The organism is Rhodococcus sp. O3, assembly GCF_048897285.1.
Taxonomy (GTDB): Bacteria; Actinomycetota; Actinomycetes; order Mycobacteriales; family Mycobacteriaceae; genus Rhodococcus.
Genome location: NZ_JBMBTE010000031.1, coordinates 25,981 through 51,095, shown reverse-complemented (window position 1 = coordinate 51,095; position 25,115 = coordinate 25,981). Strand labels below are relative to the sequence as shown.

27 protein-coding genes are annotated in these 25,115 nt (G+C 67.6%); 12 read left to right on the top strand and 15 right to left on the bottom strand.

From position 1 onward, the window contains the following. From ACN675_RS11790 to ACN675_RS11780, 3 genes are all read left to right on the top strand, one after another. On the top strand, window positions 1-1,001 hold a 1,001-nt coding region (locus ACN675_RS11790), incomplete at its 5' end, for a phosphotransferase family protein (protein WP_420751040.1). 17 nt (window positions 1,002-1,018) lie between these two features. Beyond that, the gene (locus ACN675_RS11785; RefSeq protein WP_248675494.1) at window positions 1,019-1,912 is read left to right on the top strand and encodes an isocitrate lyase/PEP mutase family protein; all 894 of its coding nucleotides are present in this window, start codon (window positions 1,019-1,021) and stop codon (window positions 1,910-1,912) included. Window positions 1,913-2,437: 525 nt separating this feature from the next. Continuing rightward, the gene (locus ACN675_RS11780; protein WP_420751039.1) at window positions 2,438-2,848 is read left to right on the top strand and encodes an AMIN-like domain-containing (lipo)protein; all 411 of its coding nucleotides are present in this window, start codon (window positions 2,438-2,440) and stop codon (window positions 2,846-2,848) included. Window positions 2,849-3,035: 187 nt separating this feature from the next. Here the strand turns inward: ACN675_RS11780 and ACN675_RS11775 are convergent, their stop codons facing one another. The 10 genes from ACN675_RS11775 to ACN675_RS11730 all read right to left on the bottom strand — a co-directional run bounded on the left by ACN675_RS11775 (window position 3,036) and on the right by ACN675_RS11730 (window position 13,578). After that, complete coding sequence (locus ACN675_RS11775) at window positions 3,036-4,100, bottom strand: branched-chain amino acid ABC transporter permease (protein ID WP_420751038.1); 1,065 nt, start codon at window positions 4,098-4,100, stop codon at window positions 3,036-3,038. After that, window positions 4,097-4,981 (bottom strand): branched-chain amino acid ABC transporter permease, encoded by an 885-nt coding sequence (locus ACN675_RS11770; protein WP_420751037.1) that lies wholly within the window; start codon window positions 4,979-4,981, stop codon window positions 4,097-4,099. Before ACN675_RS11770 ends, ACN675_RS11775 begins: the two co-directional genes overlap by 4 nt. A 15-nt stretch (window positions 4,982-4,996) precedes the next feature. After that, window positions 4,997-5,704, bottom strand: coding sequence for an ABC transporter ATP-binding protein (locus tag ACN675_RS11765; RefSeq protein ID WP_420751036.1), 708 nt, complete (start codon window positions 5,702-5,704; stop codon window positions 4,997-4,999). Next, window positions 5,701-6,507 (bottom strand): ABC transporter ATP-binding protein, encoded by an 807-nt coding sequence (locus ACN675_RS11760; RefSeq protein WP_420751035.1) that lies wholly within the window; start codon window positions 6,505-6,507, stop codon window positions 5,701-5,703. Before ACN675_RS11760 ends, ACN675_RS11765 begins: the two co-directional genes overlap by 4 nt. Then, the gene (locus ACN675_RS11755; protein WP_420751034.1) at window positions 6,504-7,739 is read right to left on the bottom strand and encodes an ABC transporter substrate-binding protein; all 1,236 of its coding nucleotides are present in this window, start codon (window positions 7,737-7,739) and stop codon (window positions 6,504-6,506) included. Before ACN675_RS11755 ends, ACN675_RS11760 begins: the two co-directional genes overlap by 4 nt. An 88-nt stretch (window positions 7,740-7,827) precedes the next feature. Continuing rightward, complete coding sequence (locus ACN675_RS11750) at window positions 7,828-9,360, bottom strand: long-chain-fatty-acid--CoA ligase (RefSeq protein WP_420751033.1); 1,533 nt, start codon at window positions 9,358-9,360, stop codon at window positions 7,828-7,830. A 49-nt stretch (window positions 9,361-9,409) separates the two neighbouring features. Then, a complete protein-coding gene (locus ACN675_RS11745; RefSeq protein ID WP_420751032.1) occupies window positions 9,410-10,330 on the bottom strand; it encodes a cyclase family protein in 921 nt (306 codons plus the stop codon). A 281-nt stretch (window positions 10,331-10,611) separates the two neighbouring features. Then, window positions 10,612-11,265 (bottom strand): TetR/AcrR family transcriptional regulator, encoded by a 654-nt coding sequence (locus ACN675_RS11740; RefSeq protein ID WP_420751031.1) that lies wholly within the window; start codon window positions 11,263-11,265, stop codon window positions 10,612-10,614. 52 nt (window positions 11,266-11,317) lie between these two features. Then, the gene (locus ACN675_RS11735; RefSeq protein WP_420751030.1) at window positions 11,318-12,295 is read right to left on the bottom strand and encodes an alpha/beta hydrolase; all 978 of its coding nucleotides are present in this window, start codon (window positions 12,293-12,295) and stop codon (window positions 11,318-11,320) included. 56 nt (window positions 12,296-12,351) lie between these two features. After that, a complete protein-coding gene (locus tag ACN675_RS11730; RefSeq protein WP_420751029.1) occupies window positions 12,352-13,578 on the bottom strand; it encodes an acyl-CoA dehydrogenase family protein in 1,227 nt (408 codons plus the stop codon). Between the two features lie 163 nt (window positions 13,579-13,741). Between ACN675_RS11730 and ACN675_RS11725 the strand changes: the two genes are divergently transcribed. After that, window positions 13,742-14,125: a DUF5313 family protein gene (locus ACN675_RS11725; protein ID WP_420751028.1), complete on the top strand. Its 384-nt coding sequence runs from the start codon at window positions 13,742-13,744 to the stop codon at window positions 14,123-14,125. Here ACN675_RS11725 and ACN675_RS11720 read toward each other — a convergent pair. After that, window positions 14,112-14,633 carry a TetR/AcrR family transcriptional regulator gene (locus ACN675_RS11720; RefSeq protein WP_420751027.1) on the bottom strand — a complete coding sequence of 174 codons (522 nt, stop codon included), beginning with the start codon at window positions 14,631-14,633 and terminating at the stop codon, window positions 14,112-14,114. The genes ACN675_RS11725 and ACN675_RS11720 overlap by 14 nt on opposite strands. Between ACN675_RS11720 and ACN675_RS11715 the strand changes: the two genes are divergently transcribed. The 6 genes from ACN675_RS11715 to ACN675_RS11690 all read left to right on the top strand — a co-directional run bounded on the left by ACN675_RS11715 (window position 14,584) and on the right by ACN675_RS11690 (window position 19,251). Beyond that, window positions 14,584-14,871: a putative leader peptide gene (locus ACN675_RS11715; RefSeq protein ID WP_420751026.1), complete on the top strand. Its 288-nt coding sequence runs from the start codon at window positions 14,584-14,586 to the stop codon at window positions 14,869-14,871. The genes ACN675_RS11720 and ACN675_RS11715 overlap by 50 nt on opposite strands. Before the next feature lie 101 nt (window positions 14,872-14,972). Next, entirely contained in the window at window positions 14,973-15,488 is a 516-nt protein-coding gene (locus tag ACN675_RS11710; RefSeq protein WP_420751025.1) for a DUF4242 domain-containing protein, read from the top strand. A 7-nt stretch (window positions 15,489-15,495) separates the two neighbouring features. Next, the gene (locus ACN675_RS11705; protein ID WP_420751024.1) at window positions 15,496-16,545 is read left to right on the top strand and encodes an acyl-CoA dehydrogenase; all 1,050 of its coding nucleotides are present in this window, start codon (window positions 15,496-15,498) and stop codon (window positions 16,543-16,545) included. Further along, window positions 16,521-17,267: an ABC transporter ATP-binding protein gene (locus ACN675_RS11700; RefSeq protein ID WP_420751023.1), complete on the top strand. Its 747-nt coding sequence runs from the start codon at window positions 16,521-16,523 to the stop codon at window positions 17,265-17,267. The genes ACN675_RS11705 and ACN675_RS11700 overlap by 25 nt, the downstream gene beginning before the upstream one ends. Next, window positions 17,264-18,430, top strand: a complete 1,167-nt coding sequence (locus ACN675_RS11695) for an ABC transporter substrate-binding protein (protein ID WP_420751022.1) — start codon at window positions 17,264-17,266, stop codon at window positions 18,428-18,430. Before ACN675_RS11700 ends, ACN675_RS11695 begins: the two co-directional genes overlap by 4 nt. Further along, the gene (locus ACN675_RS11690; RefSeq protein ID WP_420751021.1) at window positions 18,427-19,251 is read left to right on the top strand and encodes an ABC transporter permease; all 825 of its coding nucleotides are present in this window, start codon (window positions 18,427-18,429) and stop codon (window positions 19,249-19,251) included. Before ACN675_RS11695 ends, ACN675_RS11690 begins: the two co-directional genes overlap by 4 nt. 41 nt (window positions 19,252-19,292) lie before the next feature. Here the strand turns inward: ACN675_RS11690 and ACN675_RS11685 are convergent, their stop codons facing one another. Further along, window positions 19,293-20,168, bottom strand: a complete 876-nt coding sequence (locus ACN675_RS11685) for an alpha/beta fold hydrolase (RefSeq protein ID WP_420751020.1) — start codon at window positions 20,166-20,168, stop codon at window positions 19,293-19,295. 54 nt (window positions 20,169-20,222) lie between these two features. Next, a complete protein-coding gene (locus ACN675_RS11680; RefSeq protein WP_420751019.1) occupies window positions 20,223-20,801 on the bottom strand; it encodes a TetR/AcrR family transcriptional regulator in 579 nt (192 codons plus the stop codon). A 71-nt stretch (window positions 20,802-20,872) separates the two neighbouring features. Between ACN675_RS11680 and ACN675_RS11675 the strand changes: the two genes are divergently transcribed. Beyond that, window positions 20,873-21,448 carry a dihydrofolate reductase family protein gene (locus ACN675_RS11675; protein ID WP_420751042.1) on the top strand — a complete coding sequence of 192 codons (576 nt, stop codon included), beginning with the start codon at window positions 20,873-20,875 and terminating at the stop codon, window positions 21,446-21,448. Window positions 21,449-21,489: 41 nt separating this feature from the next. Here the strand turns inward: ACN675_RS11675 and ACN675_RS11670 are convergent, their stop codons facing one another. Together ACN675_RS11670 and ACN675_RS11665 are read right to left on the bottom strand one after the other, a co-directional pair. After that, the gene (locus ACN675_RS11670; protein WP_420751018.1) at window positions 21,490-22,134 is read right to left on the bottom strand and encodes a TetR/AcrR family transcriptional regulator; all 645 of its coding nucleotides are present in this window, start codon (window positions 22,132-22,134) and stop codon (window positions 21,490-21,492) included. Continuing rightward, a complete protein-coding gene (locus ACN675_RS11665) occupies window positions 22,131-23,939 on the bottom strand; it encodes an N-acyl-D-amino-acid deacylase family protein (RefSeq protein WP_420751017.1) in 1,809 nt (602 codons plus the stop codon). The genes ACN675_RS11670 and ACN675_RS11665 overlap by 4 nt, the downstream gene beginning before the upstream one ends. A gap of 142 nt (window positions 23,940-24,081) precedes the next feature. Between ACN675_RS11665 and ACN675_RS11660 the strand changes: the two genes are divergently transcribed. Then, entirely contained in the window at window positions 24,082-25,077 is a 996-nt protein-coding gene (locus ACN675_RS11660; protein WP_420751016.1) for an ABC transporter substrate-binding protein, read from the top strand. Window positions 25,078-25,115: the final 38 nt, after the last annotated feature.

Below are 25,115 nucleotides of genomic sequence, written 5' to 3'. Positions count from 1 at the left end.
CGGAACTCGCCACCGTCCGGTCCGAGCTCGCCGAGCAGATGGGATACGTCCTGGGCCTGATCCACCGCAGCGACGTCGCCGAGGTGGCGATGCTCGATTCCGGGGATCCGCTCGACGCGATCGAAGCGGTGTACCGGGAATTCGACGAGCCGCGTCCCGCCGTCGAGACGGGATTGCGCTGGCTTCGCGACCATCGACCACCGGTGCGGCCGAAAGCACTGGTACACGGCGATTTCCGGATGGGCAACCTCCTCGTCGACCGCACCGGGATCCGCGGCGTCCTGGACTGGGAACTCGCCCATCTCGGCGACCCCATCGAGGACCTGGGCTGGTTGTGCGTCCGCTCCTGGCGGTTCGGTGCCGAGTTGCCGGTCGGTGGCATCGGCACCCGCGAGCAACTCGTCGACGGATACGAACGCGCCACCGGGATCCGCCCGTCGGATGCCGAACTGCACTGGTGGGAGGCTTACGGCACGCTGCGCTGGCTCGTCCTGAGCCGATTCCAGGCGCAGCGGCACCTCAGCGGCGAGGAGTTCTCCCTCGAACTGGCGTCCATCGGACGCCGGGTGTGCGAATCCGAGTACGATCTCCTGCTCGTGCTCGGACTCCTCGACGACCCGGGCGAGGCGCCCGAATCGCGTTCCGAGGCCGCCCCGGTTCACGACCGGCCGACGACGAACGAGATCGTCGATCTCGTCGCCACCACACTCACCGACGAGATCGCGCCCGTCATGGCCGACGATTCCGACCAGCAGCGCTACCTGTTGCGGATCTGCGTGAACCTCCTGCGCATCGCCGGCCGGGAACTTGCCGCCGGGGACGACGCCGCGAACGCCCTGCGCGCTCGGCTCGGCGAACTCGGCTGCGGTACCGAGGCCGAACTCGCTACCGAAATCCGCTCGGGTGCCCTCGATTACGACGACGTCGCCGTCCGCAGGGCCGTCTCGAGCGCTGTCCTCACCAGGCTGCGGGTCGCGAACCCGCGGCACCTGGTTCCCTGAAATTCGAAAGGTATTCCATGTCCGACCTGCTCGGCGCCCGGACCGCGACGCGGCCCCAGCTGCGCCGCCTGCTCGACGCCGGATCCCCGGTTCTCGCTCCCGGCGCCTACGACGCACTCACCGCGCGGCTGGCCGAAGCCGCCGGATTCTCCACCGTGTACATGACCGGATTCGGCACCGCCGCATCACTGTTGGGACGACCCGACGTCGGCCTGCTCACCGCGACGGAGATGGCCGACCATGCGCGCCGGATGGTCGCGGCCGTCGACGTACCCGTCGTGGCCGACGCCGATACCGGCTACGGGAACCCGATCAATGTGATCCGCACCGTTCGCGACTACGAGAACGCCGGCGTCGCAGCGCTTCAGCTCGAGGATCAGGTCTCGCCCAAGCGGTGCGGCCACATGGCCGGAAAGGCCGTGATTCCCGCCGGGGAGATGGTCGCCAAACTGGAGGCGGCGACCGCGGCGCGGACCGACCCGGATCTGCTCGTCATCGCCCGCACCGACGCGGCGGCGGTCGAGGGTATCGATGCGGCGATCGAGCGCGCGAAGCGTTACGCCGATGCGGGCGCGGACCTGCTGTTCGTCGAGGCACCCGCGAGCGCCGACGACGTGCGCAAGGTCGCGTCCCGGCTGAAGGGCCACCGCCTGGTGTTCAACTGGGTGGAGGGCGGCCGGACCCCGGGTCTCCCCCTGGACGAGCTCACCGACCTCGGGTTCGCCCTGGTGCTGTTCCCGATCGGTGCGCTCCTAGCGGCGACCCGGTCGGTGCGCGAGTTCTACGGGGCGATCCTCCGGGACGGAACGCCGCGTGCGGTGCTCGGCGAGCTGCCGCCGTTCGACGAGTTCACCTCGTTCATGGGTCTTCCCGAGATCGACGACCTCGGGCAGCGTTTCGCCGAACGGTGACCGGACTCGAACCGTCCGACGACCCCCCCGACCATTTCGGAATGACTTCCGTAGTCGTCTCGAACAGATGATGCCCCCTTCAAGACGCTTCCGCCGGGCCTCTACGCGGCACGTAAGCGCCAACCCCGTGGGTGGGGCTGGATGGAGCCGGCCGTCGAACTGAATGCGCGGAGTCCAGGTTTCGTGGATGGCGGCGTCGTAACGTCGTGTGCCCTCCACCTCGGAAGGTCTTCACGTAGAGTCCACCCACCTGCCCACCCACCGGAGCGTTGGAAGGTCGTGGCGATCATGCTGTCCCCTGCTCGAAGTGCCGCCGTCATCCTGTCCCTCGGGATTCTGGCGACCGGGTGCGCAGCAGACAGTGGTGACGATGAACCCGACACGACAACCGCCGACGCAGCCGGAACGTCCTGCCGGCGGGTCGAATCGTTCGCTGGGACACTCCGAGTTGGGAGCCCGACGCCGATGCCGCCGACCGAGGCCCCAGGCGACCGAGCTCCGACACCCGGCGATGTTCCAGCGAGTGTGGCCTATCCCGTGCTCGAAGCCGTCGCTGTCAGCCCGGGCACGGACGCAGAGGCGGAGCCCGACACGGTCGTCTTCAGTTTCGGTGGTGATGGTTCGATCGGATGGTCCGCGCGTTTCGTGGACATCGCTTTCCGTGACGGCACCGATGTTCCCGCCCCGGTTTCCGGGAAGTGTCTACTACAGGTAGACCTGAGTGGGGTGGACACCGGTGATACCTGGACCGGCGGATCGCCGGTCCACTTGTTCCCCTCCGGTGCCTCGGAGACGGTCGAAGTGTTCAGCTATCCCAGCGAGAACCACCTGGCGCAGACGTTCATCGGTACCCGCACCAGCACACCGGTGATCACTGTCGATACTGCGGACCCCACCGGTACGCTCATCATCACGGTCGAGACGGCAATGCGGTAATCACCTCGGGAAGGTTCGCGCATGACGCGCGGTCGACCGGCATGGCCGGGTATCCAGGAGCCGGCAAGGACTGTTCGCTGTACCCGAGAACAACGCTTCGGCCGCGAGGCCCCTCGACCCCAGCCCTCGTTGTGAACGAGTACCAAGGCCCTCGGCTCCGAGCCGAGGGCCTTGGTCGTGGGTGGGATCAGGCGACGGTGACGAGATCCGGTGAGGCGTCGCGGCCGTCCGGCACCGGCCGGGTATCCCGGCGGCGGCCCGGAATCCGGGAGACGACGGGACCGAGAAGACCCCGGATCACACTGATAACGCCGTACGGCAGCACGAAAATGAACAGGATCAGCGCCGCACCGTACGTGATGCCCGCGGCGGACTGGTTGATGTCCGCGGTCCATTGCGGCACGTACACGACGAACAGAGCACCGAACACGACACCGGGGACCGTGCCCAGCCCTCCGACGACGATCATCGTGATGAACGCGATCGCGAGCGGCAGCCCGAATGCTTCCGGACCGACGTACTGGACGACGAAGCTGTAGAGCACGCCGCCGGTACCGGCGAGGGCGGCACTGAGGGCGAACACCGTCGTCTTCGCCCGGGTGGCCGGAACACCGAGTGTGGTGGCGACCGCTTCGTAGTCGCGAATCGCGATGAGCGAGCGGCTGATCCGGCCGGTCGAGAGCCTGCGGACCGCGAGGTACGCGAACAGCGCGACGACGAGGCACAGGTAGTACACCCACTGGTCCCGCTCGAGGCCGGTGAAGCCGGGCGCGTCGGCAGCGGAGATGTTGATGCCGGCGTGACCGTCCGTCACGTGCTCGAACCGTTTGATGACCGCGGGGGTCACCAGCGCCAGACCCAATGTGGCCAAAGCGAGTTGGAGTCCGCGCAGCCGCAGCGCCGGCAACCCGAAGGCGTACCCCACGAGGTAGCACACGACGAAGGCGAGCGGCAGCAGCAGCAGGTACGGAACACCGTGGTTCTCGACGAGGACCCCGCTGAGGTAGGCACCCACCGCGAAGAAGAAGCCGTGCCCCAGCGAGATCTGACCGGTGTTGCCCGTCAACAGGTTCAGACCGAGTCCGACGACGATGTAGACCAGGACCATCGACCGGTCGAAGTTCACGTACGGCGCGGACACGAGCGGGGCGACGACGGCAACGAGGACGACGGCCACGACCGTGACGCGTGAGAGCCAGAGCGGAGCATCGAGCTCGGCTCGCGGTCGGCGAAGTGAATCGAGGAATGTCATACCCGTGCAACCTTTCTGGTCCCGAACAGGCCCTCGGGTCGCAGCAGCAGGACCCCGAGGATCAGAGCGAGTGCCACTGCTTGCTTGAAGTCGTGCCCGATCCACGAGATGTACGTACCGGCAAGGTTTTCGGCGACCCCGACGCAGAGTCCGCCGACGATCGCGCCGACCGGGCTGTCGAGTCCTCCGAGCACGGCAGCGGCGAACGCGTAGATCAGGGAGGCGACCAGCATGTTCGGCTGGAGGAACAACTGCGGAGCCGCGAGCGAGGCAGCGAGCGCACCGATGGCGGCGGCGAGCCCCCACCCGATCGTGAGCATCGACCCGACCGGTACACCGATCAACCTCGCGGACTCCGGATTCCCGGCGGCAGCGCGCATCGCCAACCCGATCCGGGTGCGCTGGAAGAGGACGAACAGCAACGCCGCGACCACCACGACCGCGCCGACGATCACCACCGACTGACGGGACATCGCGACCGGCCCCAGGGTGATCGCCGGGCCGGACACGATCGAGGGGAACTCCTTGCTCTGCACACCCCAGATCCAGCCGGCCGCACTGTTGAGCACGAGCATGAGACCGAGCGTGATGATCACGAGCGGCATGTGGTTCGGGGACGAGGCGAGCGGCCGGATGAGGACCCGCTCGGTGAGGGCGCCGAACAGGAAGGCCACCACCATCGCACCGGCGATCGCGAGATAGAGCGGGGCGCCCCACTGGTGGAACTGCCAGGCGCAGAACGCCGAGATCATCGCCATCTCGCCCTGCGCGAAGTTCACGATTCCGGATGCCCGGTAGACGAGGACGATGCTCAAGGCGAACGCCGCGTACAGCGCACCCCAGGTCAGGCCGTCCACGACTTGCTGAAGAAACACCTGCATGACTGAAACTCCTCCTCAGTAGCCGAGGTAGGCGCGACGCACCGCGTCGTCGTGGGCGAGAGCCTCGGCGGGGCGCTGGGCGACGACACGCCCGGCGTCGACCAGGACCGCCGAGGATCCGATCTCGAGTGCCAGGTGGGCGTTCTGTTCGACGACGAGAATGGTTGTGCCCGTGTCCTCGTTGATCTGTCCCAGCGCGCGGAACACCTCCTGGGTGATGCGGGGTGCGAGTCCCAGCGACGGTTCGTCGAGCAGAAGCAGCCGCGGTTCGGGCACGAGTGCGCGGGCGATCGCGAGCATCTGTTGTTCACCGCCGCTGAGACCGGCGGCGAGTTGCGTCCGGCGTTCGCGCAGGCGCGGGAAGAACTCGTACCACCGCTCGATGGACCGTGCGGTGGCGGACTGCGACGTCGTGTACCCGCCGATGAGGAGGTTCTCCTCGACGGTGAGATCACCGAAGGTGCCCCGCCCCTGCGGGACATGGGCGATACCGAGACGTGCGATGCGGTCGGTTCGCATGCCGCTGATGTCGCGGCCGTCGAACACGATCCGCCCGCTGGTGTGCACCATCGCGCAGATCGATCGGAGGATGGTCGTCTTTCCGGCACCGTTGGCGCCGAGGACCACCGTGACCTCACCGGCCGGAACGTCGAAGTCGATGCCGTGCAGGACTTCTGCGTTCCCGTATCGCGCGTGGAGATCGTGGACGGCGAGCAGGCTCATGCCGCACCGCCCAGGTAGGCCTCGACGACCTCGGGATGTGCCGCCACTTCGGCGGGATCGCCCTCGGTGATCTTCCGTCCGAAGTTGAGCACGACGATCCGGTCGGAGATGGACATGACCATCGCCATGTGATGCTCGACGAGCAGCACGGAGAAGCCGCGTTCGTCGCGGAGGTCGCGGACGGTCTCGGCGAGTTCGAGGACCTCCTCGTGGATGAGGCCGTTCGCCGGTTCGTCGAGCATGAGCAGTTTCGGCCGCTGCATGAGGGCCCGGGCCAGTTCGACGCGTTTGAGCGTCCCGTAGGGCAGGTTGCCGGCCGGTTCGAGCCCGACGTGGGCGAGGTTCATCGCCTCGAGCAGCGCCCACGCCTCGTCGCGTTCGTGTCGCTCCTCGCGCCGCACGGCCGGCGAACCCAGCGCGGTGCGCAGGAAACCGGCGCGGGTGCGCGAGTATGCGCCGCTGAGTACGTTCTCGACGACGGTCATGGTGGGAAAGAGCCCGATGTTCTGGAAGGTCCGCGCGATACCTGCCGCGGCGATGCCGTCGGCGGGCAACTCCAGCAGATCCGTGTCGCCGAACGTGATCCGGCCCGAATCGGGCTGGTAGAGCCGCGAGATGCAGTTGAAGAGCGTCGTCTTACCTGCGCCGTTCGGTCCGATCAGTCCGACGATGGTTCCGGGGGCGATCGAGAACGACGGACCGTCCAGGGCGACGACGCCGCCGAAGCGCAGCCGCACGTCCTCGACCCGCAGTTCCGGCACGGCTGCGGCGTCGCCCGCCGCCGCGCCGGTGTGCACCGTCACCGATCCTCGCCGCGGGTGACCACGGCGTCGTAGTGCCAGCTGCCGTCCCGGAAGGTCATCGGGGCCATCGACGTGATCGCGTACGGGTAGTCGGGGGTGGTGTCGAAGGTGATGCCCTCGATGGACAGGTCCGTCGTCACCCCGTCGAGGTTCCGGACCGCGTCGAGCAGATCCGTTCGGCTGCAGCCGTCCATCTGCTCGAGAGCGGTGACGAGAAGCTGTGCGGTGTTGTAGCCGGTTGCCGCGATCGTGTCGGTGCTCGCGAAATCGCGTGCGTGCCGGGCGGCGAACTCACGCCACTGCGCCACACCGGGCTTGTCGTCGTGTTCGGGGCTGCTCACGTCGTAGATCCAGTAGAACGAGTGGATCCCCTCCGCGGCTTCCAGACCCGCGGGTGCGAGCACGAAGTTCGTGTCGGTCGCGCCCGAGTAGATGTAGGTGTCCGGCTTCCAGCGCAGTTCGTGGGCCTTCTTCAGCGACTGGGTCACGAAGCTCGCGGTCGCGAAGTTCATGAAGACGTCGGCACCCGAGTTGGCAAGGTTGACGACCTGCGAATCCACGGACGGGGTGGTCGGTTCGTAAGACTGCCGTGCGACGATCTGCGCGCCGCTGCCCTCGAGGGCGGTTTCGAGTGCGGCGAGGCTGCCGCTGCCGAGGCTGTCGTTCGGGTAGAGCACCGCGATCTTCGCGTCGGGGTGCCGGGCCAGAATCTGCTCGGCGTGGGCCGAGACTTCCCATCCGGTCTGGGGATTCACGGCTCCGGCGACGACGGGGCGATCGGCGGCGGAGGCGAGCAGTTCGTCACTGCCGGTCATGGGGAAGACCAGTGGGACGTTCTTCGACGACAGGTAGTCGACGACCGCGAGGGTCGACGGTGTCCCGACGAGGTTGTGGATGGCGAAGACCTGTTCCTGCTCGACCAGGGAGCGCACGTTGCCGACGGTGCGCGCGGGGTCGTAGCCGTCGTCGAGGGCGGTGTAGACGATCCGGCGGGTCTTACCGTCACCCATCGTCACGCCGCCGTCCTTGTTGATGTCCTCGAACAGGGCGGTCGCGGCCTTCGCCTGCGGACCGGCGACGGACTGCATCAGGCTCGAACCGAAACGGATCTCGGTGTCGGTGATGCCGGGATCGCATTCGCCCGCTTCGATCGTGGCGCCGCGACCGGAACAGGCGGTCAGCACGGCGGCTGCGGACAGGGCGGTCAGGCCCACGGCGAGAGTACGTTTCATGATCGCTCCGGGGAGGGTGGGGAGGGAGTTTCTGTGCATGACGGGATCGGCGGCAGCGCGATGCTGCCGCCGATCCCGTGGGGGCCGATCAGGCCCGGGAAGGGGCGAATCGATCCCGTAGGTCGCGCTTGAGGATCTTGCCGGTCACGTTCTTGGGGAGGGTGTCGACGAACTCGACGCGGCGCGGCACCTGGAAACCGCCGAGATGCTCACGGCAGGTCGCGATGATGTCGTCGGCGCTCGCGTCGGCTCCTTCGCGGAGAACCACGACGGCACAGACGATTTCGCCCCAGGTTTCGTTCGGAACGCCGATCGCGGCGGCTTCGGCGACGGCGGGGTGGCGGTAGAGGGCCTGCTCGACCGCGAGGGACGCCACGTTCTCGCCGCCGCTGATGATGAGGTCCTTCTTGCGGTCGACGATGTACACGAAGCCTTCGGCGTCCTGCCGCACCAGATCGCCGGTGTGGAACCAGCCGTCGGTGAAGGCGGCCTCGGTCGCCTCGGGATCGTTCCAGTATCCCGACATGACCTGGTCCGCGCGCACGATCATCTCACCGATCTCGCCGCGGGGAACATCGTTCATCGCGTCGTCGACGATACGAATGTCCGCCAGACGCATCGGTTTTCCTGCTGCCGCCAGCAGTTCGGGCTCTCCGTTCGCGGCCCGGCGATGCGACGCCTCGTCGAAATGGAGGACGTTGCCGGCCAGCTCGGTCATGCCCATTCCCTGGTAGAAGTCGCAGCCGAGCCGGTCCAGGCCTTCGCGGAGCACCGCCGCGGGGATGGCGGACGAGCCGTATCCGATCGCTTGGAGTGTGCCGAGGTCGTGCTCGTCGAGTGCGGGATCCTGTAGCAGGAAGTTGATCATGGTGGGCGCGAGTCCGGTCTGCGTGACCTTCCACTGTTCGACCGTCCGGAGGAAGGTCGCGTTGTCGTAGGCACGCAGAATCCCGACCGTGTTGCCGTTCAGGTGGTTGAGCAGCGTCACGTAACCGCCCACATGACAGAGCGGGAAGCAGAAGAGGAACACGGTGCCCTCGGGCAGGTTCCAGTGCAACGCCGACGACGTGATGCCGCTGATCAGGTTTCGGTGGCTGATCGCCACGCCCTTGGGCATTCCCGTGGTGCCGCTGGTGTAGACGAGCCACGCGATGTCGTCGGGGGACGGCCGGGTCACCGGCGGCTGCGTCGATGCGTGGCGGACGAACGACTCCCAGGAGGTGTCCTCGTCGGAACCGTCGATGACGACGATCGTGTGGACGGAGGGGACGCGCTCCCGGACCGTTGCGGCGACCTCGGCGAATTCCTCGGAGACGACGAGCACCGATGCGCCGGAGTGCTCGACGAGCGCGACGATCTGTTCGGGATGGAGTCGGAAGTTGAGGATGGTCAGCGCCATTCCGGCCATGGGGACGCCGTAGTAGCAGTCGAAGTACTCGGTGCAGTTCGTCGACAGGATCGCGACCCGGTCACCCGGATTGGCTACGGCAAGAAGCGCATTCGCCAGTCTACGGGTTCGGTCACGCAGTTCGCCGAAGTCGACCACGTCGTTCTCGAATCGTAGGGCGATCCGGTCGGGATGTTTGCGTGCGCCGTACTCGACGATGTCGCTGAGCAGCATGTCGGGGATTCTCCTGAGGTCGAGGGGATTGTGCGAGCGACCGCGGCGCTCAGCGGATGGCGAGCGGATTGATCGGCGATCCGACTCCACGGGTGAACTGCAGGGGCGGTCCCGCGTAGAAGAAGTCGTAGACGCCGTCGGCCGCGCATGCCGCGGCGAGCTCCTCGAAGTTGAGCATCTCGGCGAGCGTCATGCCCATGTCGCGGATGAGCACCATGTGCAGTTCGAACAACGCGCCCGGGTTCTCCCCCGGCATGACCTCGACGGCCCAGTTGTCCGCGCCGACCACGGCGACGTCGCGGTCGCGGAGCCACTGCGCGCAGCCCAGCGACAGACCGGGTTCCCCCGCCATGTACGACGCCGGGTCGCGCTCGGCGAGAAACTTTGCATGCCAACCGGTCCGGATGAGCAGGATGTCACCCGGTCCGACCTCCACCTGCTGAGATCGGGCGACCGCGTCGAGTTCGTCCGGTCCGATCGCGGTTCCCGCCTCCAGCCAGTCGACACCGCGGTGGCGGGCGATGTCGAGGAGGACGCCGCGGCCTGCGATGCCCCTGGACTGCGTGTGGATGCCGCACTTGTCGGCACCCTTGACCGTGATGCCGGCGCCGGGATGACCGTTGTAGATCTTCTCGTCGTACTGGACGTGCGAGAGGGCGTCGTACTGCGATCCGGCCTGCAGCGGCATGAACACATAGTCGTCGGCCCACTTGAATCCGCCGGGCAGAACCTGCTCCTGGCCGTTCTCGGACATGAGGCGGATCGGGTTGATGCGGGCGCCGCCGGGCTGAGGCCCGTCGCCGTCGAGGGGGATCCCCAACTCGAAGATCTCACCCGTACGAATCAGCTTTGCCGCCGCGACCAGGCGTTCCGGGGTGATGAGGTTCGTCGTACCGCGCTCGTCGTCGGCACCCCACCGCCCCCAGTTGCGCACCTTCTCGCCGAGCTCACGCATCGCAGGAACGGGCATGGTCTTCCTCCAGGGGTCTCATCGTGACGTGACAGTCATGTCAACTTCGATGATTCCGATTGTGAGCGACAACACTCGAAGTGTCAATAGGCCGCCGTTCCAGGAGCGCGCCCGGCGACCGCATCCCTGGCCGTCCCATAGCCAAGCTGCACGAATACAACTGGGGTGCAGCATATTTGAAGGAAAGCCGCTCTGGGTGACGGGAACCCTGCAAGACGACTCGACCCACTACACCGGCCGGCCCGGTAACGGCGTTCCGACCGGGGCCGGACGCTGTGTGATCAGTCCGATGTCAGCAGCGCGGTAACCATCCGCGTCATCACCGACGTCGCCTCGGGAATGGACAGCCGCGACACGTCACGTAGCGACACCCAGGTCGGCCAGGTGACGGCGATGCCCAGCGCCTGCAGCACCTCTCTCCGGCCGGTGACATCGCATCCGGCCAGTTCATGGGCGAACAACGCCTCGATCTCCGAACTCACACCGCGCAGGTACCGCACCCGGTTGCGCTGCAGTTCGCGGGAGAACGGCGCCCGGAGCTCCGACGAGCGGGCGAAGGGTGCGACGAACTCGAGAATCCGGGCACGCTGCCGGCAATAGGCCTCGATCCGTTCCTCCAGCGGCAGGTCCGCGTCGATCGGCTCGATCATCGCATTCTGGCGACGCAGCACCTCGGCTCCCGTCGCTGCGAACAGGGTCTCGAGGTCGTTGAAATTCCCCCACAGAGACCGGAGCGATACCCCGGCCCGGTCCGCGATCTGCGCCCCGGTCGGCGAGAGTTCACCCGCGCCGATCAGCGAGATGTGCGCTTCGACGATCGCGCGGCGGGTCCGCTCGCCCCGTGCCAGGCGCCCGTCCACGACGGGCGGCGCGTCGACCCGTCCGGCGGCACCGTCGACCGGTGCTCCGATTTCGCGCGCCGGAATCACTCGCACGGCCGGCGTACTTCCGCTGACAACCCCCATCGAATCCCCCCAAGTCTTCGTTCTAGTCGGTCTCGAGCACCGCAGTCCGCACAGTGGCGCGAATGATCGAATCACACAAGGAGGCGGTTGCGCGACGGGTTACCGCTGCTCCGCGAACCAGAGAAAATCCGTGGAAAGTGCCGGGCCAGAGGTGCAGTTCCACGCGGACGCCGGCGTGCAGGAGCCGCTGGGCGTATTCGAGTCCTTCGTCGCGCAGCGGATCGAGTTCGTTGACGGTGATGTAGGTGGGCGGCAGCCCCGACAGATCCTGTTGCCGCGCCGGCACCGCATCCCCGGTGGGCGGCTGTTCGCCCAGGTAGTGACGCCAGCTCAGCGCCGCCTTGGTGTTGTCCCACACCGGGGTGTCGGCGCCGCTGCGCATCGAGGCGGTCTGGAGCCGGTCGTCGAGTTCGGGCTCGAGCAGAACCTGCAGCACGATCGGCGGGCCGTCGAGGTCCCGGGCGCGCAGAGCGACGCTGGCGGCCAGGCCTGCGCCCGCGGAATCGCCGACCAGGACGATCCGGTCCGGATCGATGTCGAGATGCGTTGCGCTCGAAGCGATCCAGGTCAGCGCGGCGTAGCAGTCGTCGACGGCGGCCGGATACGGATGTTCGGGGGCGAGCCGATAGTCGACGGAGACGACGACCGCCCCGGTGCGCCGCGCGATCACCGAGTTCAGTGCGTCGCTCTGCGCGGCCGAACCGAGCACGAAGCCGCCGCCATGGATTTCGAGCACGACCGCCCGGGATCCGAAGTTTCCGTCCGGACAAGCGTCCGGCACGAACAGCCGGACCGGAATCTCCGGACCACCGGGCGCACCGGGGATCAGCCACTCCTCGACGGTGACGCCCGAGGTGTCCGCGGGACCGAGCTCGGACATCAACGCGTCGAAGGTGCGGCGAGCCTCGTCCAGATTCTCGAGGCGCAGGTCGGGTAGCTGCGCCAGGACCGCGGCGAGATCGGGGTCGACCGTCGCCGCGAACGGCATAATCTCACTCATGCCGGATGACATTAACTGATTCGGCAGTCGCAGTGCAGATTTTCTCTGCGGCGAAACTATTCGGCGAGCAGGCCCTTCGCGATGTGCGTCACCTGGATCTCGTTGCTTCCCGCATAGATCATCAACGACTTGGCGTCGCGCGCGAGCTGCTCGACGCGGTACTCGGCCATGTAGCCGTTGCCGCCGAACAACTGCACCGCTTCCATCGCCACCTCGGTCGCGGCACGCGAGGAGTACAACTTCATCGCCGACGCCTCCGACAGGCTCACCGGCTTGCCGGCCGTGGCGCGTTCGATCGCGCTGAACACCATGTTCTGCACGTTGATGCGCGCGACCTCCATCTCGGCCAGCTTGAGCTGGATGAGCTGGAACTGCGCGATCTCCCGGCCCCACAGCTTCCGGGACTTGGCGTACGCGGTGCACAGCTTCAGGCACTGCTCGATGATGCCGAGCGAGAGATAGGCGATGCCGATCCGTTCGGCTGCGAACGATTCCTTCGCACTGTCCTTGCCGTCGCTCTTGCCGCCCTCTTCGGTTTCGCCGAGCAGCCGGTCGCGGGTGATGCGGACGTTGTCGAAGAACAGTTCGCCGGTGGGCGAGGAGTTCATGCCCATCTTCTTGAACGGGGCGCTCTGCGTCAGCCCCTCCATGCCCTTGTCGAGCACGAACGCGAGGACCTTGCGATCCCGCCGATCGACGGCCGCGTCACCCTCGTCGAGCTTCGCGTAGACGATGATGACGTCGGCGTAGGGGCCGTTGGTGATGAACGTCTTCTGGCCGTTGAGGATGTAGTCCTCACCGTCGCGGCGCACGGTCGACTTCATGCCACCGAACGCGTCGGAGCCGGAGTCCGGTTCGGTGATCGCCCAGGCGCCGACCTTCTCCATGGTGACCAGTTCCGGCAGCCAGCGCTTCTTCTGGGCGAGGGTGCCGCGACTGCGGATGGTGCCGGCGGTCAGGCCGAGGCTCACGCCCATCGACGCGACGAGACCGAGGCTGACACCGGCGATCTCGATGTTGAGCAGTGCCGCCATTCCGGGCGAACCGCCCATCCCGCCGGACTTGGCGGGCCCGCTCTCCCCCGCTTCCTCGCGGGCCAGGGCTTTCGCCAGCGATTCCCGGGCCATCTCGTCGATGCCGAACGCCGCGAACATCTTGCGGATGATGTCGTACGGCGGCATCGCACCGCTCTCGAGTTCATCGACGTGGGGGCGGATTTCCTTCTCGATGAAGCCGCGGAGAGCGTCGCGGAACATGAGGTCGGTGTCGGACCACTCGTACATGGTCGCAATATAGAACAGGTTCCTGTGGCCGTACAGGACTCGTCCCATTCCCGCATTCCGGCGATCGGAGAGATTTGTACCGCACGATTAGTTAGTGCACTACTTATATGTGTACGCTCGATCTCGACCGATCGTGACGACACACGAGGAAGCGAAACGGCAGATGCGCACTCGACCCGGCCCTCTCCAGTGGACCGCCTACGCCTTCGGACGCCCCCTACCCGCCTCGATGCGTGAATGGGTCCGCAACGACCTGATCGGCGACCACGCCGTCCTGCGCCACATGATCCGCAGCCAGATCCCGTTCCTCCCGCTCTATGCGGCCTTCCTACTGCTCCCCGGGCCGATCTGGCTCCGCCTGAGCACGGCGGGACTCGGCGTGATGCTGTCCCTGTTCTTCTCCGTCGCGTACATGGCACACAACCGCGCGCGCCGGCTCGAGAAGAACGGTCTGCCGGGCGACCTCGAGAACGACCGGGTCAAGCAGCGGCGCGCGGCCGAGCAGGTCGCCTACGAGAAATGGCGCAGCACTCTCACCCCGCAGTAGCGGGGGCGGCACCGACCATCTCCGCGACCATTTCGCGCCCCAGTCGCAGCGGCGCGTCGCTGTGCTCGAGTTTCGAGCCGGCGAGCGCGCCGTCGTAGATCAATCGGATCCGCAGGGCGAGGTCATCCGGTTCGGCGATGCCGGCCGCCGTGAGGAGTTCGACCAGCGTGCGCCGCAGCCACTCCCGATGCGCAACCACCGGCGGAAACGACTCCTCCGGGAATTCCGTTGCGGCATTGGAGTATTGGCAGCCTCGATAACCCTTCGACGGCGCCGACGCGAGTGCCAGGTCGAAGAAGGTGAGGATCTTGACGATCGGATCCTGCACACCGGCGACCGCACCTTCCCACCGGGCACGGTCCCGGCCATCGAGCCGTTCCAGGTAGGCGAGCACCAGCGCGTCCTTCGATCCGTAGGACGAGTACAGGCTCGCGCGTGCCACCCCCGATTCGGCGAGGATGCGGTCGATGCCGACGGCCCGGATGCCGTGCTCCGAGAAGAGCGCCATCGCCGTCTCCAGGAGTCTTTCGGCAGGACCGGGCTTGCCGGTGCGGGTGTTCCGGCCGGTGTTCGACTCGGTGTGGATGGAGACTGTCACGCCTTCGAGCCTAACCGACCCTCGCAATAGACAGATCGGTCTGTCTACATGTACGGTGAGCCTCGTGACCCACCGCCAGCTGACCCGCCGCCTGCACGTGGACCTCGTGCGCGTGGCCGGCGCCGCGTGTTGTCACATTCACCGCTGACCGGCGAAGCCCCGCCCGTTCTCGGGCCCTGACGCACGTCGACCGTGCCCGGGTGCCGGCGCAGCGACACACCCCATCCCCGTTTCACCGGAAGGTGCCTCATGTCCCTGTACCTGTACGAACTCGTGCCCGCAGAAGGCCAGGCCGACGCCGCGATCAAGGCGTTCGACGCCGAGGTCGCCGCCGCCGGCGGCGAACTCATCGAATCGCAGGTCACCACCGGCGGCTCACGTGTCTTCGCGATCGCCGAGTTCGGCGCCTGCCGCGCAGCCCAGCTCGAAGCCGCCCAGCTCGATGTCGCAGAGATCGTGGGCCCCAACGAAGTTCGTCTGGTCGGTGCGGATCTCGCGGACATCAAGGCAGCGCGTCCCGAGGCCGGTTATCTCGTCGAGTGGGACATCCCGGACACCATCGACATGGACACCTACCTGGCCCGCAAGAAGGCCAACTCCCCCAAGTACGCGAACGTTCCCGAAGTGAGCTTCCTGCGCACCTACGTCCGCGAGGACATGGACAAGTGCCTGTGCTTCTACAACGCTCCCGACGAAGCCGCGGTCGTTCGCGCCCGCGAGGCCGTCAGCACTCCGATCGACCGCATCCACTCCCTCGAAGGGTAGGAACCCGATGACCGCGGCCATGGAACGAACCGACGAGCAACAGCGCCGGGCGATCGCTGAATTCGTGCGCGATCGCGCTGCCGCGCTGGATCGCGGGGAAACCGACACCCGGACCGATCTCGCCCGTATCGGCGAATCGGGTCTTCTCACCGGCGGACTCGACGGCGGCGAACTACGGGACATGGTCGCGGTCATCGAGGACGTCGCAGCCGAATCGCTCGCGGTCGGTTTCTCCCTGTGGGCACAGCGGATGGCCCTCGAGTACATCGACCGCGCGCCGGCGACGCTGCGCGCGAGGTTCCGCGACGACCTGTGCGCGGGTCGGCGGGTCGGTGTCACTGCCATGGCTGCGGCAATGAAACACCTTGCCGGCCTGGGTGATCTGACACTCGTTGCGGAACGCACCGACGACGGGCTGGTCGTGTCGGGCCCGATTCACTGGGCGTCCAACGTATTCGACGATGCGCTCATCGTCTTCCCGGCGCGCACGGCAGACGGCAGCGGAGTCGTCGCCGCGGTCCGTGCCGACAGCCCCGGCATCCGCATCGATCCGCGGCCGGACCTGCTCGCCCTCGGCGCGACCGCATCGACCTCCCTGACGTTCGACCGGGTGCACGTCCCGCACGATCAGATCGTCACCGACGAACTCCGATCGTTCTGCGGCGCCATCCGTCCCACCTTCCTGCTGTTGCAGACCTCCTTCTGCGTCGGGATCTCCCGCGCCGCGCTCGACGAATCCTGCTCGCGCACCACCGGACTCGGTGCACTGTTCGTCGACGAGTACCACGCTCTGCGGGACCGCTACGACAACCTCCGCGACCGCCTCTACGAGTACGCCGGCGCTCCGGCATCCGTGGCCCCGGCCGACCTGCTGCGGCTGCGCCTCGACGGTTCCTTCGTCGCGGTCGAGGCGACGCGGCTCGAGTCGACGTTACGCGGCGGCGCCGGCTACGCGTCCGCGAGCGCCACCAATCGCCGCTTCCGCGAAGCGGCCTTCCTGCCCATTCAATCGCCGTCGGAAGGACAGCTTCGGTGGGAACTCTCGCAGTACGAGTAGTTCAGGGCTACAAGAGTTTTCCCGGCCGCAGCGTACCCGTTCTCGATGGGGTCGACCTCGACATCGACACCGGCGAGTTCCTGGTGGTGCTCGGCAGCAGCGGTAGCGGCAAGTCCACGTTGCTGCGCATCGTCGCCGGTCTCGACCGCCTCGACCGAGGAGCGGTCACCTGGCCCGAATCCGACGACGCGGCCCGCCCGCACACCGGTGTGGTCTTCCAGCAGCCGCTCCTGATGCCGTGGCTCACGGTTCGTGAGAACGTCGCATTCGGTGGACGTTTCGCCGCCCATCGCGACCTTTTCGACGCCGCGTACGCCGACGAACTGCTCGACACGTTCGGTCTCGCGGGTCTCGCCGGTTACTACCCGGACCAGCTCTCCGGCGGTCAGGCACAACGGGTCGCGGTGGTCAGGGCCGTCGCGGTGCGGCCACGGCTGCTGCTGCTCGACGAGCCGTTCAGCGCGCTCGACCCCGCGATCCGCGCGGATCTGCAGGACTGGCTGAGTGGGCTCGCCCGCGACCTGGGCTTCACCACCGTCCTGGTCACCCACGACATCGACGAGGCGCTGGGTCTCGCCGACCGCATCGCCCTGCTGGGGTCCGGCGGCCGGGTGCAACAGCAGTGGCACCTGGACCACGACGGAATCACCGAATCCGAACGGCAGCGGCTGCGCACCGAGATCCTCGCCCGCTACCGCGACACCGCACTCGAAACCGCATGAGCACGAACATCGGCCGACGGACGCTGCTGCGCAGCGCCGTCGGTCTCGCCGCCGCGGGTGGCGTCGCAGGCCTCCTCGACCTGGGCCGGGCCGCGAGCACGGACCGCACGAACACCAGCGGCCGACTGCGCATCGGCTACCTGCCGATCACCGACGCCGCTCCCCTGCTCGTGGCACATTACGCCGGGCTGTTCGCCCCGGGCGTCGTCGACGACGTCCGCCCCGTGCTGTTCCGCAGCTGGGCCTCACTCGCGGAAGCGTTCGTCACCCGCCAGGTCGACGTGGTCCACCTGCTCATGCCGATGGCGTTGCAGCTGCGGTATTCGCTGGGCAGCGCAGTGCGGGTCCTGGGCTGGAACCACACCAACGGATCCGCGCTCACCGTCGCCCCGCACATCACCGAACTGGGGCAGCTCGCGGGCCACCAGGTGGCGATCCCGTTCTGGTGGTCCATCCACAACATCACGGTCCAGCAGATGCTGCGCGCCCACGGCCTGCGCCCGGTGATCCGGCAGTCCGCGTCGCGGTCGGGCGGCACCGTGGAGCTGGTGGTGATGAGCCCGTCCGACATGATCCCGGCGCTCGCGAACGGCTCGATCGCCGCGTTCACCGTCGCGGACCCGTTCAACGCCGCCGCCGACCTGCGCGGGATCGGCCGCATCCATCGGTTCCTCGGTGACGTGTGGCGCGAGCACGCGTGCTGCGCGCTGCTCGTGCACGAGGACCTCATCGACCGCAATCCCACGGTAGTGCAGCAGGTTTCGGATTCTCTCGTGACCGCGCAGCTGCGGATCGGTACCGACCGCCGCGCCGCCGCGGAAGCCCTGACCGCCGGATATCTGCCGCAGCCACTGCCCGCGGTGACCCGGGCGCTCACCTATCCCGAGCCGCCGGGAACCATCCGGCACCCGCAGTGGCATCCTCAGCGGATCGGCTATCAGCCGTTCCCCTTCCCGAGTTTCACCGAGGCGCTGGCGCTGGCCATGCATGACACGGTCGTCGACGGCGACACCCGTTTCCTGTCGCGTCTCGATCCCGCAACCGTGCACGCCGACCTGGTCGACGACCGCTTCGTGCGGACCTCCCTGGTCCGGGTGGACGGCACCGCCGCGTTCGGTCTGCCCGCAGATCTCACCCGTATCGAGGAGGTCGATCCTTCGTGAGCACCACCGCGCTCGGTTCCCGCGCCCCCGTCCGTCCGCGTCAGGGCGCGTGGTGGCCACCGTTCGCAGCGATCGTCGTCGCTGTGTTCGTGTGGTGGCTGCTCACCACCGTCGTAGCCGGATCCGATTCGCTGGTCCGGGAATTCGCACCGCAGCACGTGGTGCCCGCCCTCGGGGATCTGCTCTCCCGCGGAGTTCTGCTGCCGGATATCGCGGCGAGTATGTGGCGACTGCTGGTGGGACTGCTGATCGCCGCGGTGGTCGGGATCCCGCTCGGGCTGCTCATCGGACTGAACCCGGTCGTCGAGCGGGCGTCGATGCCGGTGGTGCAGTTCCTGCGGATGATCTCACCGCTGTCGTGGGCTCCGATCGCGGTGGCTCTGTTCGGGATCGGACATCAGCCGGTGTTCTTCCTGATCGCTGCCGCGGCGGTGTGGCCGATCGTCATCAATACCGCCGCCGGCGTCCACGGCATCGATCCGGGGCATCTGCTCGTCGCCCGGTCGTTCGGCGCCACCCACCTCGAACAGTTGCGATCGGTGGTGCTGCCCGCGATCCGCGGACAGGTGCAGACCGGTCTGCGCGTCGCCCTCGGCATCGCGTGGGTGGTGCTCGTGCCGGCCGAGATGCTCGGGGTCCGGTCCGGACTCGGCTACCAGATCCTCAACGCCCGCGATCAGCTCGCCTACGACCAGGTGATGGCCGTGATCGTGGTGATCGGTGCGCTCGGTTTCTGCCTGGACTGGGCCGCCCGCCACCTGCTGCGCGAGCGTCGCCGGCCGATCCCGGTCGAGGACGGCGACTCCGCCAAGTCCCTCTGACCGAGGTTCCCGTGTTCTCACGCGGCGGGCGGGGTCCCCGGCTACCGCTTCCATGTGGCGAGCACGGTGCGCACCGCCGTGACGACGGAGAGCGGCTGGTCGAACATCGGATGGTGGCCGGCCGCGGGCAGTACGGTCATCAGCGCGTCGGGACCGAACAAGTCCCGTAGCTGGGCGTACAGGGCGTCGTCGACGATGCCGTGCTCGCTGCGGAAGTACACGACCGGGCAGCGCGGGGTCATCTCCTCGAGACTGCTCCGCGTCTCCCGGCCGATCCGCATGCCGTCGAACTTCCAGGTGTACCCGCCCTCGACGGGCTTCAGGGAGCCGCGGGCGATGTGGTCGAACACGTACGGCTCGGCGTGCTCCTGCGGCGGCACGAGCCGGAAGCGCGCGACCGCATCCTCGACGGTCGGGTACACCTTCGGTGGGCCCGCCGGCCTCGCCGCCTTCATGCGCATCTCGAGTTCCTCGGGGGTGAGATCGCGGATCGGCGAGTCGAGGATGACGACTCCGGCGAGACGCTCCCCCATCCGGTGCGACGCCGCGAACGACACGATGCCGCCCATGCTGTGCCCGACCAGGACGGGCGGTCCGACGATCCCGCCGGCTTCCGCGGCGGCGAGCACCTCTTCCGTCCAGGTTTCGAGGCCGTAGTGGTCGCGGTGGTCGCTGTCGCCGTGTCCGCTCAGATCCAGCGCGACGACGCGCCGGGACTCGGCGAGCTGCGGTCCGATGTGGTCCCACCAGCCCGAATGGGCCATACCGCCGTGGACGAGGACGATGCCTGCCTGTCCCGGATCACCCCAGGCTCGATAGGAGATCGTCGCGCCCGAGACCGTGCATTTCCCGGTTTCGACGGGAGCGGCGAGGGCGTCGACGAACCATTGCGGAGCGGCACCGTTCTCATTGCTCATCACTCGAACTTAAGCGAGGTGTGACGTTCACCAACATTCGGGCCACCTTTCACCTCACGCGTCAGCGGGTATCGCGCGTTCGACGGCGGTTCGCACCAACTCGGCGGCGCGCTTCTCGTCGAAGATCCCCGGGAGCGTGAGGCGGTCCAGGATCAGCCAGTTCAGGGCGAGGTACAGCAGCACGACGGCGTCCTCGCCCCCGGGCAATCCGGATTCCCGGTAGTTGGCCACGTTGAAGTCGAGGTCGGCTCGCACCCGCTCGGTGAGCAGGGCCTGCAGTTCGGGTCGCCGTGTCGCTTCGAGCCGGAGTTCGAGGACGGCGAGATATCCGCTTCGGAAGCCGGTGACGCGTTCGACCACTTCGGTCATCAATTCGGTCATGGACTCGCGGGTCTGCCTCTGCCGCGACTGCGCCACGACGTCCTCCCCGGGGATCAGCCTCTCGTAGTAGCGGTGTCCCACCTGGACGAGCAGCTCGTCGCGATTGGAGAAGTAGTTCGACGCGGTTCCCGCCGGCACCCCCGCTTCCTTGTCCACCGCGCGGAATGTCAGCCCGCGGGCGCCGTCCCGGGCGAGTACCTCGATCGATGCGTCCAGCAGAGCCTGGCGACGCTCGGGATTCGCGCGAACCACTTGACACCACTCCATTCGTAGTACTACGTTCAAACCACTTCAAACATAGTACTACGGACGAGGTGGTTTCTGTGCGAAAGCTCGTCTACTACGTGGCCGTCTCCCTCGACGGCTACATCGCCGGCCCCGACGGCGAATTCGACTTCTATCCGATGTGCGACGACATGTCGTCCTGGATCAGCGAGACGTACCCGGAATCCGTCCCGACTCACGTTCGCGAACTCGTCGGCATGCCGACCGATACGCCGAACCGGACCTGGGACACCGTGGTGATGGGCCGCGGCGCCTACGAACCAGCACTCGCGGAGGGAGTGGTCAGCCCGTACGACCACCTGAAGCAGTACGTCTTCTCGCGCACCCTCGCACCGGTGGACCATCCACGAATCGACGTCGTCGACAGCGACCCGGTCGAACTGATCAGGAAACTGAAAGCGCAAGAGGGCCTCGACATCTGGCTCTGCGGCGGTAGCAATCTCGCCGGGCAGCTCATCGGCGAGATCGATCGGCTGATATTCAAGAGCTATCCGGTGCTCGCCGGCGCCGGTCTCCCGGCACTGTCCGGGAACTTCGCGCCGACGCAGTTCACGGCTACGCGGCGCCGGGAGTTCAGCAACGGTGCGCAGGTGACGTGGTTCGACCGAGCCTGAAAGAGGACAGTCCCTCGCGCACGAAAACCGTTGACACGCAGTTATTTTCCTGGTTCATGCTCGGCGCCCCGGCCCGGCGCGACTCCGGTCAGCGCGCGGGCGATCTGTTCGAGCCGCAGATCCTCCTGATCCGGCTGGGGATGCACGACCGCGGACATCGCCTCACCGTCGAGCATGTGCACGATCGAGAACACGATCGTGGTGAACACCTGTGGGTCGAATCGGGCCGCCACCGGCAGCGCGGCAGCGAATTCCGCGATCTCGGCGTGGTAGCGCGCAGCCAGCGGTTCGAGACGTTCACGCAGCGCCGGGTCGGTGCGGGCCGCGCCGAGCAGTTCGTACCAGGCCGCGTTGATCGGGGCGCGGCACGCGGAGCGCACCAATTGCAGGCTTGCGAGGACCGATTCGTAGCTCCGGTCGATCACGCCGAGCCGCGCGAGGCCCTCCCGGTACTTCTCGAACTGCCGTTTGCGCACCTCGTCGGCGGCCGCGACCATCAAGTCCAGCCGGGTCGGGAAGTGCCGGAACACCCCACCGGAGGACACCCCGGACCGACTGCACACCTCGGCGATGGTGGTCGCGGTGTAGCCGACCTCGCCGAGCGCGGCGACCGTCGCGTCCAGGATGCGCCCGATCGTCGCTTCCCGGCGTTCCTGCTGGGTGCGTGGACGGACCGCGGAGGTCATCCGACGTCGACGTGCTCGGAGACGCGCCCGCGCGCCGGGGCGGGCCCGCGTTCGTCGACGCCGGCGCGCAGGAAACGGCCGGTGCCGACGGTGGTTCCGTAGCCGGGGACGAACTCGCCGTCGCGGAAGACGACCCGTCCGGCGACGACCGTCGCGGTGACGGCGGCGTCGTTGCGGTTCACCATCCGGCGCAGGCCACCGAACTCGGGCATGGGTTCCTCGTGGTAACGCTCGGTCGACTCGTCCAGACCGGCGGGATCGACGACGACGAGGTCGGCGCGGTCGCCGACGCGCAGGTGCCCGGCGTCGATTCCGTAGAAGTCGCCGAGTTCCCCGGTGAGCTTGTGGACGGCCGCCTCGAGGGGCATCACCGGCTTGCCGCGGTCGGCGAAGTCGTGGATGCGGCGCAGCATGCGGATCCCGTAGTTGTAGAACGCCATGTTGCGCAGGTGCGCACCGGCGTCGGAGAACCCGACCGTGACGCCCGGGGTGTTGATCAGGCGGTTCAGCACCTCCGGCCGGTCGTTGGCGATGACGGTGTGCCAGCGGAATTCCCGGCCGTGTTCGACGACGAGATCGAGGAACACGTCGACCGGATGCAGCTTGCGTTCGCGCGCGACGTCGCCGATCGAGCGGCCCACGAGGGACTCGTCGGGGCAGGCCACGATGTCGGTGTCGTCGAAGTCGCGGTGCCACACGCGCGGGGAGAACTTCTTCTCGAAGTCCTGCCGGAACCACCGGCGGTAGGACTCGTCGCGCAGCAGGTCGTTGCGACCCATCTCCTCCCTGAGATGCAGTGCGGCGCGGCCGGATCCGAACTCCTCGAAGACGACGAGGTCGATTCCGTCGGAGTGCACCTCGAAGGTGGTGGGCAGGTGCTGCCAGCGGAACGCACCGCGTCCGAACTTGTTGGCGGCCTTCGCGATCGGACCGAAGATGCGGTGCACCCACCGTTCGGCCTTGGTGTCCGCAGCGGCGAGGACCGAGGCCTTCATGGGGCGACGGCCGAGGCCGGTGCTCGCGAGCGCGAAGAACGCCACGTCGTACTTGGTGTTGAGGTTGGGTACGGCCTGCAACACCCGGCCGCGGCGACGCAGGATCCGATGCAGCCGGCGGAATTCCGACCACGAAGCGTGGGTGGACGGCAGTGTCCGGGACCGGTAGCGGTCTCCGTCGATCTTGTCCCATGGGTTCGTCATGGTGGAGACCCCGAGGAAGCCCGCGTCGAGGGCCTTGCCGACGGCGGTGTCGATGGCGACGAGTTCTTCGCGGGTCGGCTTGTTGACCGAGTCGGTGGAGCGGCCCAGTCCCATCACGGCGGCGCGCACGTCCGAATGACCGATGAACGCGGCGACGTTCGGACCGAGGGGCAGCGCGTCGATCGCCGCGATGTACTCCTTCGGCGACGTCCAGTTCTTCGCGGTCTCGAGTGCGGCGAGCACGTGATCGCGAGGCAGCGCCTCGACACGGCTGAACAGGTCTGCAGCGTCGACCGGCGGCACGAACACCGTCGACAGCGAGCAGTTGCCCATCAGGACGGTCGTGACGCCGTGCCGCACCGACTCGGACAGTCCCGGCGCGACGAGCACCTCGGCGTCGTAGTGGGTGTGCGCGTCGATGAATCCGGGCATCACCCACCGGCCGCGCGCATCGACGACCTCGGTGTCCGGGCCGGCGGGCAACGGTTCGACGCTCTCCGTCACCACGACTCCACCGCGGATGCCGAGGTCGCGGACGACGCCGGGGGCGCCGGTCCCGTCGAACCACAGGCCGCCGCGCACGATCACGTCGAACGGTTCACTCATGAGTCCCCTCCTCCTCGAGTTCGCTCACGATAGCCAGAAAAGAGGTCGCCCACTCTCTAAATCCCGAAATCGATTCACCCCCGGGAACCGCACCCCGATTCGTAGGTTAGGTTCGACTAAGTTCTACGAAGGGTTCGTCACCATGGGAATGCCCCGACTGCGTCCGATTTTCGTCACCACGCTCGCGCTGGCGACCGTATCCGCCCTGGTCGCGTGCGGTTCCGACGACGACAGCACCACCTCGGTCGCAGAGGGCGACGGCGCGTTCCCGGTGACGGTCGAGCACGCCTACGGGTCGACGACGATCGCCGCGGCACCCGGGCGGGTGGTGACGATCGGCTTCAACGACCTGGACTTCGTGCTCGCGCTCGGCAGCACCCCGGTCGCCACCCGTGAGTTCACCGGCTACGACTACCGGCAGCGGCCCTGGGCCGACCGGTACCCCGAGGCCGCACAGCTGCCCGAGGTCGGCGGCATGGAACTCGACTTCGAGAAGCTCGCCGAGGCCGCGCCGGACCTGCTCGTCGGGACGTATTCGCTGCTCGAGGAGGACGACTACGAGACGGTGTCCTCCATCGCGCCGACCGTCGGCGAGCTGCGCGGCTCCGGCGGCGGTCCCGCCTCCTGGGAGGACCAGCTCACCACGATCGGCCGGTCGCTCGGCAAGAGCAACGAGGCACAGCAGCTTCTGGAGTCGGTGCGCGCCGACTTCGCCGACGCCACCGCCGCCAACCCGCAGTTCGCGGGACGGACCGCCGCCGTGGCGATGGTCCTCGACGGTGGCTTCTACATTCTCGAGGCCGACGACCCGCGCAACCGCTTCTTCACCGACCTCGGGTTCGTCACCCCCGCAGAGGTCGGCGCGGTGGGCCCGGAGCGCCTCGACCTGCTCGACCAGCAGAATCTGATCGTTCTCGGCGCGACGAAGGAACAGCTCACCGCCGATCCCCTGTTCGCGGCGCTCGACGTCGTGAAGAACGACCGCACCGTCTACCTGGGCGAGTTCGGAACCGATGCGCCCGCCGCATTGGGCTTCGCGAGCCCGCTGAGCCTGCCGTATCTGCTCGACGTCACCGTCCCGGCACTGGCCGCCGCGACCGACGAGGATCCCGCCACGGTGGTTCCGGCGATCGGCTGACGCACGGTCCGGACTCGGTTCGACGTTGCAACTCCGTG